The organism is Chromobacterium rhizoryzae (assembly GCF_020544465.1).
In the GTDB taxonomy this organism is placed as follows: Bacteria; Pseudomonadota; Gammaproteobacteria; order Burkholderiales; family Chromobacteriaceae; genus Chromobacterium.
On sequence record NZ_CP066126.1, the window covers coordinates 1,942,445 to 1,960,649 of the forward strand.

10 protein-coding genes, 2 tRNA genes and 4 rRNA genes are annotated in these 18,205 nt (G+C 60.5%); 13 read left to right on the forward strand and 3 right to left on the reverse strand.

Annotated features, from left to right (window positions below; translation table 11 throughout):
- Positions 1 to 5: 5 nt before the first annotated feature.
- The 10 genes from flgK (at position 6) to rrf (JC616_RS08965) (ending at position 10,113) form a co-directional block, all read left to right on the forward strand.
- Positions 6 to 1,373 (forward strand): flagellar hook-associated protein FlgK, encoded by a 1,368-nt coding sequence (gene flgK, locus JC616_RS08920; RefSeq protein WP_107800162.1) that lies wholly within the window; start codon positions 6 to 8, stop codon positions 1,371 to 1,373.
- 10 nt (positions 1,374 to 1,383) lie between these two features.
- A complete protein-coding gene (gene flgL, locus JC616_RS08925) occupies positions 1,384 to 2,292 on the forward strand; it encodes a flagellar hook-associated protein FlgL (RefSeq protein ID WP_107732399.1) in 909 nt (302 codons plus the stop codon).
- A gap of 11 nt (positions 2,293 to 2,303) precedes the next feature.
- Positions 2,304 to 3,341 carry a hypothetical protein gene (locus JC616_RS08930; RefSeq protein ID WP_227107817.1) on the forward strand — a complete coding sequence of 346 codons (1,038 nt, stop codon included), beginning with the start codon at positions 2,304 to 2,306 and terminating at the stop codon, positions 3,339 to 3,341.
- 122 nt (positions 3,342 to 3,463) lie between these two features.
- Positions 3,464 to 4,369, forward strand: coding sequence for an ion channel (locus JC616_RS08935; protein ID WP_227107819.1), 906 nt, complete (start codon positions 3,464 to 3,466; stop codon positions 4,367 to 4,369).
- A 285-nt stretch (positions 4,370 to 4,654) separates the two neighbouring features.
- Positions 4,655 to 6,190, forward strand: a 16S ribosomal RNA gene (locus JC616_RS08940).
- Positions 6,191 to 6,275: 85 nt separating this feature from the next.
- Positions 6,276 to 6,352: transfer RNA gene (locus JC616_RS08945), tRNA-Ile, on the forward strand.
- Positions 6,353 to 6,469: 117 nt separating this feature from the next.
- Positions 6,470 to 6,545 (forward strand) — tRNA-Ala (locus tag JC616_RS08950).
- Between the two features lie 258 nt (positions 6,546 to 6,803).
- Positions 6,804 to 9,692 (forward strand): 23S ribosomal RNA (locus tag JC616_RS08955).
- 123 nt (positions 9,693 to 9,815) lie between these two features.
- A 5S ribosomal RNA gene (gene rrf, locus JC616_RS08960) occupies positions 9,816 to 9,930 on the forward strand.
- Between the two features lie 68 nt (positions 9,931 to 9,998).
- Positions 9,999 to 10,113 (forward strand): 5S ribosomal RNA (gene rrf, locus JC616_RS08965).
- The 16S, 23S and 5S rRNA genes sit together here with 2 tRNA genes alongside, the layout of an rRNA operon.
- 52 nt (positions 10,114 to 10,165) lie before the next feature.
- On the opposite strand, the gene JC616_RS08970 is transcribed toward rrf (JC616_RS08965), so the two are convergent.
- Entirely contained in the window at positions 10,166 to 10,519 is a 354-nt protein-coding gene (locus tag JC616_RS08970; RefSeq protein ID WP_107801120.1) for a DsrE/DsrF/TusD sulfur relay family protein, read from the reverse strand.
- A gap of 307 nt (positions 10,520 to 10,826) precedes the next feature.
- On the opposite strand from JC616_RS08970, the gene putA reads away from it, so the two are divergent.
- Both putA and JC616_RS08980 read left to right on the forward strand, forming a co-directional pair.
- Positions 10,827 to 14,429, forward strand: coding sequence for a trifunctional transcriptional regulator/proline dehydrogenase/L-glutamate gamma-semialdehyde dehydrogenase (gene putA, locus JC616_RS08975; RefSeq protein ID WP_227107821.1), 3,603 nt, complete (start codon positions 10,827 to 10,829; stop codon positions 14,427 to 14,429).
- A 273-nt stretch (positions 14,430 to 14,702) separates the two neighbouring features.
- On the forward strand, positions 14,703 to 15,926 hold the full coding sequence (locus JC616_RS08980; protein ID WP_107801118.1) for a branched-chain amino acid ABC transporter substrate-binding protein: 1,224 nt from the start codon (positions 14,703 to 14,705) through the stop codon (positions 15,924 to 15,926).
- A 59-nt stretch (positions 15,927 to 15,985) separates the two neighbouring features.
- Here JC616_RS08980 and JC616_RS08985 read toward each other — a convergent pair whose 3' ends face one another.
- Together JC616_RS08985 and JC616_RS08990 are read right to left on the reverse strand one after the other, a co-directional pair.
- On the reverse strand, positions 15,986 to 16,246 hold the full coding sequence (locus JC616_RS08985; RefSeq protein WP_107801117.1) for a GlsB/YeaQ/YmgE family stress response membrane protein: 261 nt from the start codon (positions 16,244 to 16,246) through the stop codon (positions 15,986 to 15,988).
- A 141-nt stretch (positions 16,247 to 16,387) separates the two neighbouring features.
- On the reverse strand, positions 16,388 to 17,536 hold the full coding sequence (locus JC616_RS08990; RefSeq protein WP_107801116.1) for a branched-chain amino acid ABC transporter substrate-binding protein: 1,149 nt from the start codon (positions 17,534 to 17,536) through the stop codon (positions 16,388 to 16,390).
- Between the two features lie 179 nt (positions 17,537 to 17,715).
- Between JC616_RS08990 and JC616_RS08995 the strand changes: the two genes are divergently transcribed.
- The gene (locus JC616_RS08995) at positions 17,716 to 18,090 is read left to right on the forward strand and encodes a cysteine-rich CWC family protein (RefSeq protein ID WP_227107823.1); all 375 of its coding nucleotides are present in this window, start codon (positions 17,716 to 17,718) and stop codon (positions 18,088 to 18,090) included.
- Positions 18,091 to 18,205 lie beyond the last annotated feature (115 nt).

Consider the following 18,205-nt stretch of genomic DNA (forward strand, 5'->3'; position numbering starts at 1 on the left):
CCGCCATGCGCATGATAGACAACGCGCTGACCGGCGCCGTCGCCTCCCAGGCCGCGCTGAACGCCGTCAGCCAGAACATCGCCAACCAGATGACCCCCGGCTACTCGCGCCAGGGCGTGGTGCTGACCGCGCTGATGCCCGGCAGCGGCGACCCGTACAGCTCCGGTTCCGGCGTGGTGGTCAACGCGGTGCGCCGTTTCAACGACGACTTCAAAAACCTGCAGCTGTGGCAGGCGGCGTCCAGCCAGGGCGAACTGGTAGCGCAGAATCCCTACTTCGGTCAGTTGGAACAGGTGATGGGCCGCGACGGCAGCAGCCTGTCCGCCGGTTTCGATCAGTTCTTCCAGGCGCTCAGCGCCGCCAGCCTGTCCGGCGACGCGATGCGCGACCCGGTGATCCGCAGCGCCGAAGCGCTGGCGCAGCGCTTCAACAACCTGGACAAGGTGTTCGGCTCTCAACTGAGCGCCATCGCCGAGCAGCGCTCCGCCACCGTCACCCAGATCAACAGCTCGGTGTCCAATATCGCCGACCTCAACGCCAAGATCTCGGCCGGCAAGGCCATCGGCACCAATACCTCCGGCCTGGAAGACGAGCGCGACCGTCAGATCGATTCGCTGTCCGCCCTGGTGGAAGTGCGCGTGGTGTCGCAGCCGGACGGCAGCAAGAACGTCAGCCTCAAGACCGGCCTGCCGCTGGTGGCGGACACCCAGGCGGCCACGCTGAGCAATACCAGCCAGCCGGACGGCAGCCAGGTGCTGACGCTGAACTTCTCCAAGGACAAATACACCCTGGCCGGCGACGGTCTGGGCGGCCAGCTGGGCGGGCTCAATCAATACGAAATCCAGACCGTGCGCCCGATGCGCGCGCAGGTGAAAACCCTGGCCAGCGAAATGGCGAAGCGCGTCAACGATCAATTGGCGCTGGGCTACGACAGCAACGGCCAGCCGGGCAAGCCGCTATTCGTCTACGACGCCTCCGGCGTCAACGGCATCCTGAAAACCAGCGGCATCACCTCAGCCGAGCTGGGCTTCTCCGGCGATCCGGCCAAGCCCGGCGACAATAGCAATCTGCTGGCGGTGATCGGCCTGCAGCAGCAGAAAATCACCATGCCCGGCGTCGGCGCCGTCACCATAGGCGACGCCTACTCGCAAATGGTGGGCAAGCTGGCGGTCAGCAGCAAGCAGAACAAATCCGGTCTGGAAAGCGCCAAGGTGATTCGCGCCGAAGCGGAAAAGAGCTGGCACAACACAAGCGGCGTCAATCGCGACGAAGAAGCGATGGACCTGCTGGAGTTCCAGAAAATGTACCAGGCCAATATGAAGGTGATCAGCGTGGCGAACCAGCTGTTCGAAAGCACCTTGTCCATCTTGTAAGGAAGACAGCATGCGCGTTTCCAGCAATCAATACCTGTCCACCATGCAATTGGCGATGCAGACCAGCAACTCCGCGCTGGCCGAGCTGCTGCAACGCATGTCCAGCGGCGACCGGCTGCTGGCGCCGTCGGACGACCCCATCGCCAGCGTGCGCCTGTTGCGCTTGCAGCGCGAAGAAGCCGCGCTGGACCAGTACCAGCAAAACATCGGCGCGCTCAGCTCCGCCTTGTCCAAGAACGAATCCATCCTGGACAGCATCAGCCTGGACATCCGCGACGCCAAGGACCTGCTGACCGCGGCCGCCAACAACCCGCCGGTGGACGATCTCAAGGCGATGGCGACGCCGCTGCGCAGCTTGCGCGAAAGCCTGTTCTACTCGGCCAACACCAAGGACGCCGAAGGCCGCTACATGTTCTCCGGCTCCAAGCCGGCGGTGGCCGCCCTCGCTTACGACGCCGCCCAGCCGGCGGGCAGCCGCTACAGCTTCACCGGCAATACCGACAAGCAGCAAGTGGTGGTGGGCGACGGCATTACCCAAGCGTCCAACGTCACCCTGGAAAACATGGCCGACATCCTCAATCAGCTGGACAAAACCATAGGCCGGCTGGAAGACCCAGCGTTGGACAATAAGGATCCGACCGTCGCCGCCGACATCCGCAGCGCGATGAACGCCAGCGACAAGGCGCTGGAAGGCATCTCCAGCAAGATCGCCCAACTGGGCGGCACGCAGAACATCATGAAAACACTGGCCCTCAATCACGACAACGTCAGCCTTTCCAATAAGCAGACCATGACCAAATTGGGCAGCCTGGACTACGCCGACGCCTTCATTCAGATGAACGGCTACACCATGGCGCTGCAGGCCAGCCAAAAAGCGTACGGCCGCGTCAGTCAGCTGTCCCTGTTTGACGTGATTTGATCGAGCGCGGCATGAACACCCCGATTTCCTCCGTCAACGTCAAACAAAGCGGCAAGCGCTGGGGCAAGGACGCCGGCGCGGTCGCCGCCGCCAGCGTGATCGAGCGCGCGCCGGCGCCGCAGGCGCAGCCGGCCGCGCAAGTGCGCGGCGCGCCGGCCTCGGGCTGGCGCTACAGCGCCCAACTCAACGAGCAACTGACCTCGGCGCAGCAGGCCCTGTCCTTCGTCGACGGTTTGCTGGGTCAACTGGAAGGCGTCAAATCCGGACTCAGTCGCGAACTGACCCAACGCCAGTTGAATCAGGGCGATTTGCAGCGCCAGCTCGAGCAATTCAATGAACAGTGGCGCAAGCGCCAGACCGCCAGCGGCGGCAGCCTGGACGGCCAGCTGCGCTTCCATCTGGCCGCCGACGCGCGCCAGGGCTTCACCGTCAAAGGCCTGGATCTGGCCGCTCTGTCCGGTGGCCAGGCGGAAACCCTGGTGTTCTCCACCGGAGAATCCGGCGCGGCGCCGGCGTCGGTGCAAGTGGGCGGAGCATCCGAAGAAGAGGATCTCCTGCGCCGCTTCAATCGCGGTCTCGCCGCCAGCGGCGTGCGCGCGGAAATGAATGAAGACGGACAGCTGGCGTTCAGCGTGCCGGAATCGCAATGGGGCGCGCTCAGCGAGCGCATGACCGTGCGCGGCGGCGGCATTCGTTTTCCCGGCGGCATTCCGCAGCGGCTCAAGCTGCAGCCTGAGGCCGAAGCGTTTCAGCCCGAGCGCTGGAAAGTGGGCGACCACGCCCAGGTACGCCAGGCGCTGCAAAGCGTGGTGCGCTCCATCGGTCAGCTGCAGCAAACCCGCGCGGCGATCAATAGCGCGATCGCCGAGGCGCAGCACTCCATCGAACAGCTGTCGCATATGAACGAGCAAAGCTGGGCCAGCCAGTTCGTGTCCGATTTCAACGCGCGTCTGAATCAGCCGGACGGCTATCGCAACTTCTATGAGTTGGTGCCGGCCCTGATCGGCGTCAGCCGTTACCGGGTGGTGTCGCTGTTGTCGCTGGGCTAGAAACGGCTCCAGCGGCAACGTTGGAGGGTTTCCAGGGCGTCGATGGCCTTCGGGTTTATTGACGCCGGTTCGCGATCTTCACACAATCAGCCATTCCCACCTCAAGGACGGGCTGGCCATTCATGACTTCCCCCGGTAACAAGCCGGCTCGGCGCGTAGAAGTAGGGGGCCGCAGCGTCTACCTTCACAGCGTCCCTCGCCACTCGCTGCAAGACCTCTACCATTTCTGCATGACCATCAGCTGGCCGCGCTTCTATCTATTCATCGCCGCCGCCTTCATCGCGCTGAATCTATTGTTCGCCGGGCTCTACCAGGCGCGGGCCGGCGGCATCGCCAATCAATATCCGCCGGGCTTCCTCGGCGCCTTCTTCTTCAGCGTGGAAACGCTGGCCACCGTCGGCTACGGCGATATGCATCCGCAAAGCCTGTACGCCCATTGGGTCTCTATGCTGGAAATCTTCATCGGCATGATGAGCATCGCGCTGATCACCGGCGTCACCTTCGCCCGCTTTTCGCGGCCCAGGGCGCGCATCGTGTTTACCCATAGTCCGGTGGTGCGCTTGCTGGACGGCAAGCCCGCGTTGATGCTGCGCGCGGCCAATGCCAGAAATAATGTGATCATCGACGCCAGCGCCCGCTTGCGCCTGTTGCAGCATGAGGTCAGCGCCGAGGGCGTGAGCTTCCGCAAGCTTCACGATTTGGAACTGGTGCGCGACCAGCACCCTATGTTCGTGCTCGGCTGGACGCTGGTGCACAAGCTGGAGGAGGGCAGTCCCTTATATGGTCGCGACGCCGAATCGTTGGCGGCTGCGCGCGCGCAACTGATTCTGTCCATCAACGGCATCGATGAAACCACCATTCAGCCCATGGTGGCGCGTCACACCTTTTCGCACCAGGACATTCGCTGGAATCACGCTTTTGCCGACCTGATCTATACCGACGCGGAAGAAAACGACCATATCGACTATCGGCGATTGCAGGAAGTCAGCCCGCTGCCAAGGGATTCCAGCCGGCGCGAAGAGGGTTGAGCGCCCGCGCTCGTCAGCGCTTTCATTGCAATTCAATGGCTTAATGCAAGATGGCGCTTTTTTGTGTCGAAAGGTGTTGACGGGTTTAGGGGGCTGACGTATAGTTCGCCTCCTCAGCAGACAACGCAGCGGCGGAAACGAAGCGCAGCGACCTGCACCGATCTTTAACAGAACGAATAACCGATAGGTGTAAGTGCTCGGTCGATGACCAAACACTTGCACTGCAAGACGAGAAATGTCTCGATGTTTCTTTGATCTTGCGTGCCAGAAAATTTGCTTGGAATTGAACTGAAGAGTTTGATCCTGGCTCAGATTGAACGCTGGCGGCATGCTTTACACATGCAAGTCGAACGGTAACAGGGTGCTTGCACCGCTGACGAGTGGCGAACGGGTGAGTAATGCATCGGAATGTACCGTGTAATGGGGGATAGCTCGGCGAAAGCCGGATTAATACCGCATACGCCCTGAGGGGGAAAGTGGGGGACCGAAAGGCCTCACGTTATACGAGCAGCCGATGTCTGATTAGCTAGTTGGTGAGGTAAAGGCTCACCAAGGCGTCGATCAGTAGCGGGTCTGAGAGGATGATCCGCCACACTGGGACTGAGACACGGCCCAGACTCCTACGGGAGGCAGCAGTGGGGAATTTTGGACAATGGGCGCAAGCCTGATCCAGCCATGCCGCGTGTCTGAAGAAGGCCTTCGGGTTGTAAAGGACTTTTGTCCGGGAGCAAATCCTAGTGGTTAATAACCGCTGGGTCTGAGAGTACCGGAAGAATAAGCACCGGCTAACTACGTGCCAGCAGCCGCGGTAATACGTAGGGTGCAAGCGTTAATCGGAATTACTGGGCGTAAAGCGTGCGCAGGCGGTTGTGCAAGTCTGATGTGAAAGCCCCGGGCTTAACCTGGGAACGGCATTGGAGACTGCACGACTAGAGTGCGTCAGAGGGGGGTAGAATTCCGCGTGTAGCAGTGAAATGCGTAGAGATGCGGAGGAATACCGATGGCGAAGGCAGCCCCCTGGGATGACACTGACGCTCATGCACGAAAGCGTGGGGAGCAAACAGGATTAGATACCCTGGTAGTCCACGCCCTAAACGATGTCAACTAGCTGTTGGGGGTTTGAATCCTTGGTAGCGTAGCTAACGCGAGAAGTTGACCGCCTGGGGAGTACGGCCGCAAGGTTAAAACTCAAAGGAATTGACGGGGACCCGCACAAGCGGTGGATGATGTGGATTAATTCGATGCAACGCGAAAAACCTTACCTGGTCTTGACATGTAACGAACGCCGCAGAGATGTGGTGGTGCCCGAAAGGGAGCGTTAACACAGGTGCTGCATGGCTGTCGTCAGCTCGTGTCGTGAGATGTTGGGTTAAGTCCCGCAACGAGCGCAACCCTTGCCATTAGTTGCCATCATTAAGTTGGGCACTCTAATGGGACTGCCGGTGACAAACCGGAGGAAGGTGGGGATGACGTCAAGTCCTCATGGCCCTTATGACCAGGGCTTCACACGTCATACAATGGTCGGTACAGAGGGTCGCGAAGCCGCGAGGTGGAGCCAATCTCATAAAACCGATCGTAGTCCGGATCGCACTCTGCAACTCGAGTGCGTGAAGTCGGAATCGCTAGTAATCGCAGATCAGCATGCTGCGGTGAATACGTTCCCGGGTCTTGTACACACCGCCCGTCACACCATGGGAGTGAGTTTCACCAGAAGTGGGTAGGCTAACCGTAAGGAGGCCGCTTACCACGGTGGGATTCATGACTGGGGTGAAGTCGTAACAAGGTAGCCGTAGGGGAACCTGCGGCTGGATCACCTCCTTTCTAGAGAAGGTTGTTGATCGAGTACTTACAGCCTATCGGTTATTTGTAGTTAAGGGCGTCAGCCAGCGATGGCTGAACAAGAAATGGGTTTGTAGCTCAGCTGGTTAGAGCACCGTCTTGATAAGGCGGGGGTCGTTGGTTCGAGTCCAACCAGACCCACCAGAATTTCTGTTGTCGGAGTAATCCGGCCGCACAAATAAAGCTGAAAGGCAAGGCGAAAGGCGGCGAAGTGTGCTGATGCACACGAGGCGCGTTTCAACGCGGCATTTCAGGTTTAGAGGGGGATTAGCTCAGTTGGGAGAGCACCTGCTTTGCAAGCAGGGGGTCGTCGGTTCGATCCCGTCATCCTCCACCACAACTCAAACACAAGCGAGTTTGCAAGATAGCTTGATTGTGTTTGCGTTGTATTTTTAACGCCCGATCTTTAACAAACTGAAGAAGCCGAATATATAAAGACGGCGAGAAGGAAGCGTAGAGTTAACTCTTTACGCGGACGGATCGTCATCTTGGGTATTTGATTGTATCTAGGCTACGTCGCCATATCAAAAGGGGCGGTGTAGTCGTCGCACAAACACACTTGTTGTTTTGGTGATCTAGGTTACTGAAATGATAGGGTCAAGCGACTAAGTGCATCTGGTGGATGCCTTGGCGATCATAGGCGAAGAAGGACGTGTAAGCCTGCGAAAAGCGCGGGGGAGCTGGCAATAGAGCTTTGATCCCGCGATGTCCGAATGGGGAAACCCCTCCGCAAGGAGATCCCAGACTGAATCCATAGGTCTGAGGAGGCGAACGCAGCGAACTGAAACATCTAAGTAGCTGCAGGAAAAGAAATCAACCGAGATTCCGTTAGTAGTGGCGAGCGAACGCGGAAGAGCCTGTACGTGTTATGGATTGTGTTAGTGGAAGGTTCATGGAAAGGACCGCCATAGTGGGTGATAGCCCCGTACACGAAAACGCATTCCAAGGACTAGGCGTACGATAAGTAGGGCGGGACACGAGAAATCCTGTCTGAAGATGGGGGGACCATCCTCCAAGGCTAAATACTCATGATCGACCGATAGTGAACCAGTACCGTGAGGGAAAGGCGAAAAGAACCCCGGGAGGGGAGTGAAATAGAACCTGAAACCGGATGCATACAAACAGTGGGAGCGGACTTGTTCCGTGACTGCGTACCTTTTGTATAATGGGTCAGCGACTTACGTTCAGTAGCGAGCTTAACCGAATAGGGGAGGCGTAGGGAAACCGAGTCCGAATAGGGCGCTTTAGTTGCTGGGCGTAGACCCGAAACCGAGTGATCTATCCATGGCCAGGATGAAGGTGCGGTAACACGCACTGGAGGTCCGAACCCACTAGTGTTGCAAAACTAGGGGATGAGCTGTGGATAGGGGTGAAAGGCTAAACAAACTCGGAGATAGCTGGTTCTCCCCGAAAACTATTTAGGTAGTGCCTCATGTATCACTTCCGGGGGTAAAGCACTGTTATGGCTAGGGGGTCATTGCGATTTACCAAACCATGGCAAACTCTGAATACCGGAAAGTGCGAGCATGGGAGACAGACGGTGGGTGCTAACGTCCATCGTCAAGAGGGAAACAACCCAGACCGCCAGCTAAGGTCCCAAATGATCAGTTAAGTGGTAAACGAGGTGGGAAGGCATAGACAGCCAGGATGTTGGCTTAGAAGCAGCCATCATTTAAAGAAAGCGTAATAGCTCACTGGTCGAGTCGTCCTGCGCGGAAGATGTAACGGGGCTCAAACTGATAACCGAAGCTGCGGATTTGCACGTAAGTGCAGATGGTAGGGGAGCGTTCTGTAGGTCTGTGAAGGTGTCTCGTAAGGGATGCTGGAGATATCAGAAGTGCGAATGCTGACATGAGTAGCGATAAAGCGGGTGAAAAGCCCGCTCGCCGAAAGCCCAAGGTTTCCTACGCAACGTTCATCGGCGTAGGGTGAGTCGGCCCCTAAGGCGAGGCTGAAAAGCGTAGTCGATGGGAAACGGGTTAAAATTCCCGTACTTTTATGCAGTGCGATGTGGGGACGGAGAAGGTTAGGTCATCAGACTGTTGGAATAGTCTGTTTAAGCCGGTAGGCTGGGGTGGTAGGCAAATCCGCCGCCCCTTAAGGCCGAGACGTGATGACGAGGGTCTACGGACCTGAAGTGACTGATACCACGCTTCCAGGAAAAGCCACTAAGCTTCAGCTGCATAAGAACCGTACCGCAAACCGACACAGGTGGGCAGGATGAGAATTCTAAGGCGCTTGAGAGAACTCAGGAGAAGGAACTCGGCAAATTGATACCGTAACTTCGGGAGAAGGTATGCCTCTTAGAGTGAATCCCCTGCGGGAGGAGCTTTGAGAGGTCGCAGAGAATCGGTGGCTGCGACTGTTTAACAAAAACACAGCACTGTGCCAACACGAAAGTGGACGTATACGGTGTGACGCCTGCCCGGTGCTGGAAGGTTAAGTGATGGGGTGCAAGCTCTTGATCGAAGCCCCAGTAAACGGCGGCCGTAACTATAACGGTCCTAAGGTAGCGAAATTCCTTGTCGGGTAAGTTCCGACCCGCACGAATGGCGTAACGATGGCCACACTGTCTCCTCCTGAGACTCAGCGAAGTTGAAGTGTTTGTGAAGATGCAATCTCCCCGCTGCTAGACGGAAAGACCCCGTGAACCTTTACTGTAGCTTTGCATTGGACTTTGAACAGACTTGTGTAGGATAGGTGGGAGGCTATGAAGTGGGAACGCTAGTTCTCATGGAGCCGTCCTTGAAATACCACCCTGGTGTGTTTGAGGTTCTAACCTTGGTCCGTGATCCGGATTGGGGACAGTGCATGGTAGGCAGTTTGACTGGGGCGGTCTCCTCCCAAAGTGTAACGGAGGAGTTCGAAGGTTACCTAGGTACGGTCGGAAATCGTGCTGATAGTGCAATGGCAAAAGGTAGCTTAACTGCGAGACCGACAAGTCGAGCAGGTGCGAAAGCAGGACATAGTGATCCGGTGGTTCTGAATGGAAGGGCCATCGCTCAACGGATAAAAGGTACTCCGGGGATAACAGGCTGATACCGCCCAAGAGTTCACATCGACGGCGGTGTTTGGCACCTCGATGTCGGCTCATCACATCCTGGGGCTGTAGCCGGTCCCAAGGGTATGGCTGTTCGCCATTTAAAGTGGTACGTGAGCTGGGTTCAAAACGTCGTGAGACAGTTTGGTCCCTATCTGCAGTGGGCGTTGGAAGTTTGACGGGGGCTGCTCCTAGTACGAGAGGACCGGAGTGGACGCACCTCTGGTGTACCGGTTGTGACGCCAGTCGCATTGCCGGGTAGCTAAGTGCGGAAGAGATAACCGCTGAAAGCATCTAAGCGGGAAACTCGCCTGAAGATGAGACTTCCCTGAGGGCTTGACCCTCCTGAAGAGTCGTTCGAGACCAGGACGTTGATAGGTCGGGTGTGGAAGCGCTGTGAGGCGTTAAGCTAACCGATACTAATTGCTCGTGAGGCTTGATCCTATCATTTGAGTGGCTTGGGAAACCGAGTGACGAGATAGTGGTTGTGCGACACAATTGAATACCGAATATATGTGGGTTGATCGAGTATCGACCTAGGCTTCTTCAAGTTTGTACCAGTTTATGTCTGGTGGCCATAGCGAGGTGGTCCCACGCCTTCCCATCCCGAACAGGACCGTGAAACGCCTTAGCGCCGATGATAGTGTGGCATTCGCCATGTGAAAGTAGGACACCGCCAGACGCCCAATACGATAACGCCAAGTCCAAGACTTGGCGTTTCGCTTCTCGAAAGAAGCGACACAGTTTATGCCTGGCGACAATAGCGGGGCGGTCCCACGCCTTCCCATCCCGAACAGGACCGTGAAACGCCTTAGCGCCGATGATAGTGTGGCATTCGCCATGTGAAAGTAGGACATTGCCAGGCGCCCAATGTAAAAGCCCAGACCAAACGGTCTGGGCTTTTTGCATTTGCGGATTCAAAAGCTGAGCGTTTTGTCCGCGCTCAGCGTCCATTCGGCCAGCTCCGGCATGGTGCCGATCTTGACGCCCGGCAACAGCAGGCTTTCATCGATTCCCCGCGCGTCGGCGCAAGTGCGGCAGACGCGCGCCGTCACGCCCAATTCCAACGCTTCGGTCAGCATCTCGCCCAGGGTCGGCGCTTGCGCGGTCTTCTGATTTTTCAATGCGGCGACAACGGCGTCGGACAGCAGGAACAGCTGCACCCGGCAGCGCTCGGCCTGTTGAGCCAGCGTCAGGGTCAGGCGCAGCGCGGAGAGCGCGCGTTCGTCCCCGTAGGGGCTGGCGTTCAGGGTGATCAGCACGGTTTGCATGAGGGTTTGCCTATGATGAAGAGAGTCAGGACGGCATTGTGGCATGTTGCGCCGGCCTTGGCATGCGCGGACGGGGGCGGAGCGGGGCGCTCTAAGTTGTTGGCATGCAACAGTGAGGCGGGTCTTGGGCCCGGCTGGCGCCGGCTAACTGCTTGTACGAGTTGGGTTTGTTTGGGTTGAAATTATGGACTGAAAAGTTTCCTTCATATTGTCCAGCAATCTATTTGTATTTGTATACAATAGACAAATTTTCCGGGCGCTAATGAAAAGAGATAGCCCGGGGCTGCAAACTACACGGAGATGATTCATGCAATTCGACGCATTTGCCCATGGCCAGTCGGCGCTGCGGGACGCCATTACCTCTGCCTATCGTCGCGATGAGCGCGAGTGCGTGCAGGCGCTGTTGCCGCAGGCTGCGATGAGCGACGGCGAAGTCACGGCGGTTCAGGACCTGGCGCGGCGCCTGGTGGCGGAGGTGCGCCGCGAGCGCACCAAGTCCAGCGGGGTGGATGCCTTGATGCATGAGTTTTCTCTGGACAGCGCCGAGGGCATCGCCTTGATGTGTCTGGCCGAAGCGCTGCTGCGCATTCCGGACCGCGAAACCGCGGACAAGCTGATCCGCGACAAGATTTCGCGCGGCGACTGGAAGGCCCACCTGGGCAATAGCGCTTCCTTGTTCGTCAACGCCGCGGCCTGGGGCTTGCTGGTCACCGGCAAGCTGGTGGCTTCGCACAGCGCGAATGGCTTGTCGGCGGCGATGACCCGTTTGATCGCCAAAGGCGGCGAGCCGCTGATCCGCAAAGGCGTGGACATGGCGATGCGCATGCTGGGCAAGCAGTTCGTCACCGGCGAGACCATTGAGGAAGCGCTGGCCAACGGCCGCGAACGCGAGGCGCGCGGCTATCGCTTCAGCTACGACATGCTGGGCGAGGCGGCGATGACCGAGGCCGACGCGCAGCGCTATCTGCAAGACTATGTGACCGCCATTCACGCCATCGGCAAAGCGTCCGCCGGCCGCGGCATTTACGAAGGCCCGGGCATTTCGGTGAAGCTGTCGGCCATCCATCCGCGCTACAGCCGCATCAAGCACGAACGGATGATGGCCGAGCTGCTGCCGCGCCTGAAAGGCTTGTTCCTGCTGGCCAAACAGTACGATATCGGCCTGAACATCGACGCCGAAGAAGCGGACCGCCTGGAAATCTCCATGGATCTGGTGGAGGCGCTGGCCAACGATCCGGATCTGGACGGCTTCGAGGGCATAGGCATTGTGGTGCAGGCTTACCAGAAGCGCTGTCCCTATGTGATCGATTTCCTGATCGATCTGGCGCGTCGCAGCAAGCACCGCTTCATGGTGCGCCTGGTCAAGGGCGCTTATTGGGACGCGGAGATCAAGCGCGCCCAGGTGGACGGCTTGCCGGGTTATCCGGTTTACACCCGCAAGGTTTACACCGATGTGGCTTATCTCGCCTGCGCCAAGAAGCTGTTGTCCGCGCAGGACGCGATCTATCCGCAGTTCGCCACCCACAACGCCTACAGCCTGGCCGCGGTGTTCAATCTGGCCTCCGGCAAGGATTACGAATTCCAGTGCCTGCACGGCATGGGCGAGACCCTGTACGACCAGGTGGTGGGCAAGGACAAGCTGGGCAAGGCTTGCCGCATCTACGCGCCGGTGGGTTCGCACGAGACCCTGCTGGCTTATCTGGTGCGCCGTCTGCTGGAAAACGGCGCCAACAGCTCCTTCGTCAACCGCATCGTGGACGAGGCGGTGTCCATAGACGAACTGGTGGCGGATCCGGTGGCCGAGGCCGCGCGCCATGGCGGCCAGCCGCACAAGAAGATTCCGGCGCCGCTGGAGCTGTACGGCCAGCAGCGCAAAAACTCCAAGGGTCTAGACCTGTCCAGCGAGCATGTGCTGGCCACGCTGCAACTGGGCCTGCAAGCGTCCGAGAAACAGCCGTGGGGCGCTTTCCCGATGTTGGGCGACGGCGACGTCACCGACGGCGAAGTGCAGCAGGTGCGCAATCCGGCGGATCGCGACGATCTGGTGGGCCGCGTGATCGAGGCGAGCGCGGCGGACGTGAACCGCGCGCTGGAGCTGGCGCAGCAAGGCGCCGCCGATTGGGCCGCCACGCCGGTGGCCGAACGCGCCGCCTGCCTGCAACGGATGGCCGACCTGATGGAAGACCAGATGCCGGCGCTGATGGGCCTGGCGGTGCGCGAGGCCGGCAAGACGCTGGCCAACGCGATCGCCGAGGTGCGCGAGGCGGTGGACTTCTGCCGCTACTACGCGGCGCAGATCGAAGACGAATTCGACAACGCCAGCCATCGCCCATTGGGCCCGGTGGTGTGCATCAGCCCGTGGAACTTCCCGCTGGCCATCTTCATCGGCGAGGTGGCGGCCTCGCTGGCGGCCGGCAACGCGGTGCTGGCCAAGCCGGCGGAGCAGACCAGCCTGATCGCCGCGCACGCGGTGCGCTTGTTGCACGAGGCCGGCGTGCCGCGCGCGGCGCTGCAATTGCTGCCGGGCCGCGGCGAAGTGGTGGGCGCGGCGCTGACCGCGGACCCGCGCGTCCAGGGCGTGATCTTCACCGGCTCCACCGAGGTGGCGCAAATCATCAACCGCACGCTGGCCAAGCGCGGCGGCGACCCGGTGCTGGTGGCAGAAACCGGCGGCCAGAACGCGATGATCGTGGACAGTTCGGCGCTGCCGGAGCAGGTGGTCACCGATGTGCTCAGCTCGGCCTTCGACTCCGCCGGCCAGCGCTGCTCCGCGTTGCGTGTGCTCTATCTGCAAAACGACATCGCCGACAAGGTCATCGCCATGATCAAGGGCGCGATGGATGAATTGAAAGTGGGTGACCCGGCCAAGCTGGACATCGACGTCGGCCCGGTGATCGACGCCGAAGCTCAGGCCGGCCTGCTGGCCCATATCGAGAAGATGAAGGCGAGCGCGCGCGCCACTCATCAGGTCAAACTGGGCGAGGACTGCGCCAAGGGCACCTTCGTGGCGCCCACCTTGTTTGAGATCGCCGATCTCAAGCAGTTGAAGCGCGAAGTCTTCGGTCCGGTGCTTCATGTGCTGCGTTTCGAGGCCAATGAGCTGGACAAGGTGGTGGCCGAGATCAACGCCACCGGCTACGGTCTGACTCACGGCATCCATAGCCGCATCGACGAGACCATCGACAACATCGTCGCTCAGATCAAGGTCGGCAACGTCTACGTCAACCGCAACATCGTCGGCGCGGTGGTGGGCGTGCAGCCCTTCGGCGGCGAGGGCAAGTCCGGCACCGGCCCCAAGGCCGGCGGCCCCTTCTATCTGTACCGGCTGAGCCGCGCGGCCTGGGAGCCGAAACTGGCGGCGGAGACCCTGCCGCTGTCCCTGCCGGCGCTGGACGCCTTGGCGGCCGCCGCCGGCGGCCTGGGCCTGGCCTTGGAGCCGGCCATCGCCGCGGCGCGCAAGGACAGCGCGCTGGCCTGCCTGGTGAACTTGCCGGGTCCCACCGGCGAGCGGAACTCGCTGCAGTTCGCGCCGCGCGGCAAGGTGGGCTGCCAGGCGGGCAATGCGCAAGCGCTGGCGGAGCAACTGGCGGCGGCCTTCGCCACCGGCAACCGCGCGGTGTTGCCGGCCAATGAGGCGGGCCGAGGCCTGGCCGCCAAGCTGGGCGCCCTGGTGGAGCTGGACGCCGATGTGTTGGCGGCGGATGTCGGCGCCGTGCTGTTCTCCGGCTCCGAAGCCGAGGCCGAAGCCGCCCAGCGTACGCTGGCCGCGCGCGACGGCGCCTTGGTGCCGCTGCTGCGCGCCGACGCGCAAGGCCATTACAATCTGCACCGCCTGGTGGTGGAACGCGCGCTCAGCGTGAATACTACCGCGGCGGGCGGCAACGCCAGCCTGATGAGCATAGGCGATTAAAGGCGGGGCGGGCCCCGGCGACGGCGGCCCGTTCGTCTTGCAACTCCGCGGATCAAATCGGTTTTCCCATGCGCCGGCGCGCATGGGGTGGCGGCGGGCTTGTCCAACAAGCCACTTGCCACAAGCTGGCGGCCTTGAAATAATGCCGCCAGCCGCCGCGCTCGCCCCTGCTTGGGGAAGGCGGGATGTACATAACAACATTAGACAGGTTCCGCAAACCCCCAATCCCGACACGTGACGGATGGGGATCTCTGGAGAAATAGAGGAAACATGATGCAAGCAAACAAACTGACGACTCTTTCCCTGGCCGTGGCCGCCGCTGTCGCCTTGTCCGCATGCGGCAAAAAAGAAGAGGGCGCGCCGGCAGCCGGCGCCTCCGCCGGCGCGGAAGCCGCCGCGGGCGGCGTGGTCAAGATCGGCTTCGCGGCCCCCCTGACCGGTCCGCAAGCCCACTACGGCGAAGAATACAAAAACGGCGTGACCCTGGCGATTGAAGACGCCAACGCCGAGAAGCCCACCATCGGCGGCAAGCCGGTGAGCTTCGAACTGGAAGCCCAGGACGACCAGGCCGACCCGAAAACCGCCACTCAGCTGGCGCAGAAATTCGTCGACGAGAAAGTGAACGGCATCATCGGCCACTTCAACTCCGGCACCTCCATCCCGGCCTCCAAGATCTATTCCGACGCCGGCATTCCGATGATCGCCATGGCCACCTCGCCGGCCTTCACCGCGCAGGGCTTCAAGAACACCTTCCGCTCGATGACTTCCGACACCCAGCAAGGCTCGGTGATGGGCAAGTTCGTGGTGGAAAAACTGGGCGCCAAGAAAGTGGTGATCGTGGACGACCGCACCGCTTACGGCCAGGGTCTGGCCGACGAGTTCGAGAAGGCCGCCAAGGCCGCCGGCGGCAATGTGGTCAAGCGCGAATTCACCAATGACAAGGCCACCGACTTCGCCGCCATCCTCACCTCGATCAAGGCCGCCGCGCCGGACGTGGTGTTCTACGGCGGCGCCGACGCGCAATCCGCGCCGATGGCCAAGCAGATGAAGCGCCTGGGCCTGACCGCTCCGCTGATTTCCGGCGAGATGACCAAGACCCCGACCTTCCTGCAACTGGCGGGCAAGGAAGCCGACGGCACCATCGCCTCGCTGGCCGGTCTGCCGCTGGATCAAATGCCCAAGGGCAAGGACTACGAGAGCCGCTACAAGGCGCGCTTCAAGATGGACGTGGCCACTTACTCGCCGTACGGCTACGACGCCACCCGCGCGCTGATCCAGGCGATGAAAGACGCCAACTCCACCGATCCCAAAGCCTACCTGCCGGTGCTGGCCAAGATCACCCACTCCGGCGTGACCTCCGGCAGCTGGACTTACGACGCCAAGGGCGATCTGAAAGACGGCGGCATCACCGTCTACAAAGTGGTGAACGGCGAGTGGAAAGTGCTGGAAACCGTGGGCGGCGCCGCCGCGTCCAAGGACGCTTCCGCAGCCAAATAAGCCGGTTCGGCATCAGGCGACAAGGCGACGCGTTCAGCGTCGCCTTTTTCTTTGCCCGATCAACGCAAGAGGCCGATCTTCTTCAGCAGGAAAATCAGGATGGCGGCGCCGGCAATGCCGAAAGCCAGGCCGGGCAGGGAGAAGGAACCGGCGGCCGAGGCGGAAGAGATGCCCAGCAGCCGGCCAAACAGCCAATGTCCCAAGGCCGAACCAATGATGCCGATGATGATGTTGGCGATCACGCCTTCGCTGACGCCCATGACCTTGCCGGCGAGCCAGCCGATCAGGCCGCCGGCCAATAGGGAAACGAGTAGTCCCATATCCTCTCCTTATGTTAGTTTGTGAATAAATAGTTATAGCCATTTATTTAATATGGCGCCATATTTTTTTGGAGCGCCGCCGCAAAAAACAAAAACCCCGGCATAGGCCGGGGTGTGGAGACGAGGCGGGAACGCCGGTGTTTACAGGCCGACCCACTGTCCTTTGCGCAATTGATACAGCGACACGGTGCCGTGCTGGATGTCGCCCTTGTCGTCAAAGCGGATCTCGCCGGTCACGCCCTTGAAGTCGGTCTTGGGCAGTTCGCCCAGGTATTTGGCCGGATCGGAGGAGCCGGCGCGCTTCATCGCGGCGATCATCACCCGCGCGGCGTCATAGGTGTAGGGCGCGTAGGCCTGGATGTCGGCGTTGAATTGCTGCTTGTACTTGCCGTTGAAGTCCGCGAAGCCCGGCATCTTGTCTTTTTGCGCGCCGGCGCTGGAGGCGTAGCTGCTTTCCGCGCTGTCGCCGCCCAGTTTGGAGAACTCAGGCGTATTGATGCCGTCCGCGCCCATGAAGGCGGCCTTCAGGCCCAGCTTGTTCATCTGCTTGACCATGGGCGCCGCCTGGGCGTCCATGCCGCCGTAGAACAGCAGGTCCGGCTTCGCCCCCTTGATCGAGGTGAGGATGGCCATGAAATCCGTGGCGCTATTGCTGGTGAACTCGCGCTTGACCACCTTGCCGCCGGCCGCTTCCACCGCCTTGGCGAAATCGTCGGCCAGGCCCTGGCCGTAAGTGGTGCGGTCGTCGACGATGGCGATGCGGCCGGCCTTCAGCGTTTCGATCGCGTACTTGGCCAGCGCCTCGCCTTGCTGGCGGTCGTTGGCGATGATGCGGAAGGTGTTCTTGAAGCCCTGCTGGGTGAAGCTGGGGCTGGTCACCGAGGCGGCGATCATCGGAATGCCGGCCTGAGAGTAAATCCGCGAAGCGGGAATGGCCGCGCCGGAGGTGAGATGGCCGATGATGCCGGCCACCTTGCCGTCCACCAGGCGTTGCGCCACCTGGGCGGCGGTTTTGGGATCGGCCTGGTCGTCCTCGGACACCACTTCGAAAGTGACGGGCTTGCCGTCCAGAGTCAGCTTTTCGGCATTGGCTTCTGCCACCGCCAGCTTGACGCCGTTGTCCGCGTCGCGGCCCCAGTGGGCGAAAGGCCCGGTCAGCGGATTGGCGGAGCCGATTTTCACCACGACCGCGCCGGCTTCGGCCGGCGCGCTGCCGGCGCTTTGTTCGGATTTGCCGCAGGCGGTCAGGGCCAGCGCGGCGCAGGCGATGAGGCTAAGATGCGTTTTCATGAATTTCTCCTGATTTCTCTTTGTCTATTTAGCTTTAATCTATTTGGATATTCGCCTCAGGAATAAGGCGGCAGCCCATTTTTGGTGCATACACCGATCAGCGTCAAGCCCGGCGGCGTGTAGGCGGCGGCTTTGCGCTAAAATAGCGGACTGATTTCGCGACATAAGATGGATTTTTGATGACAAAGGCGTATCCCGCGCCCGCCTCGCCCTGCGTCGGCCTCTGCCGTCTCGACGAGGGCGGCACCTATTGCCTGGGCTGCCTGCGCACCTTGGACGAGATCGCCGGCTGGTCCGGCTTCGACGACGAACAAAAGCGCGCGGTGTGGCAGCGGCTGATCGGCTTGCGGCCCAAGGTCAAAGACAAGCGCTGCGAGCGTTGCGGCGCGGCCTTCCGTTGCGGAGAGGGCGGCGACAACGGCGCTTGTTGGTGCGCGGAACTGCCGCAAGTACTGCCCTTGCCCTATGGCCACGGCGATTGCCTGTGCCCGGAATGCCTGCGCCGCCATCTGCGGGAAAGCTATTTGGCGCGCGGGCTGACACCGCCTTTATAGCCGGCGGACCGCCTTGGCGCGCTGAATGTCAAATGCGTATTGTCGACGCGGGGTGCAACCAATGCCCGTTGCCCGCGGTCCTAAGATGTTTTCCTCATTTCCGCTTTGGTTTCTC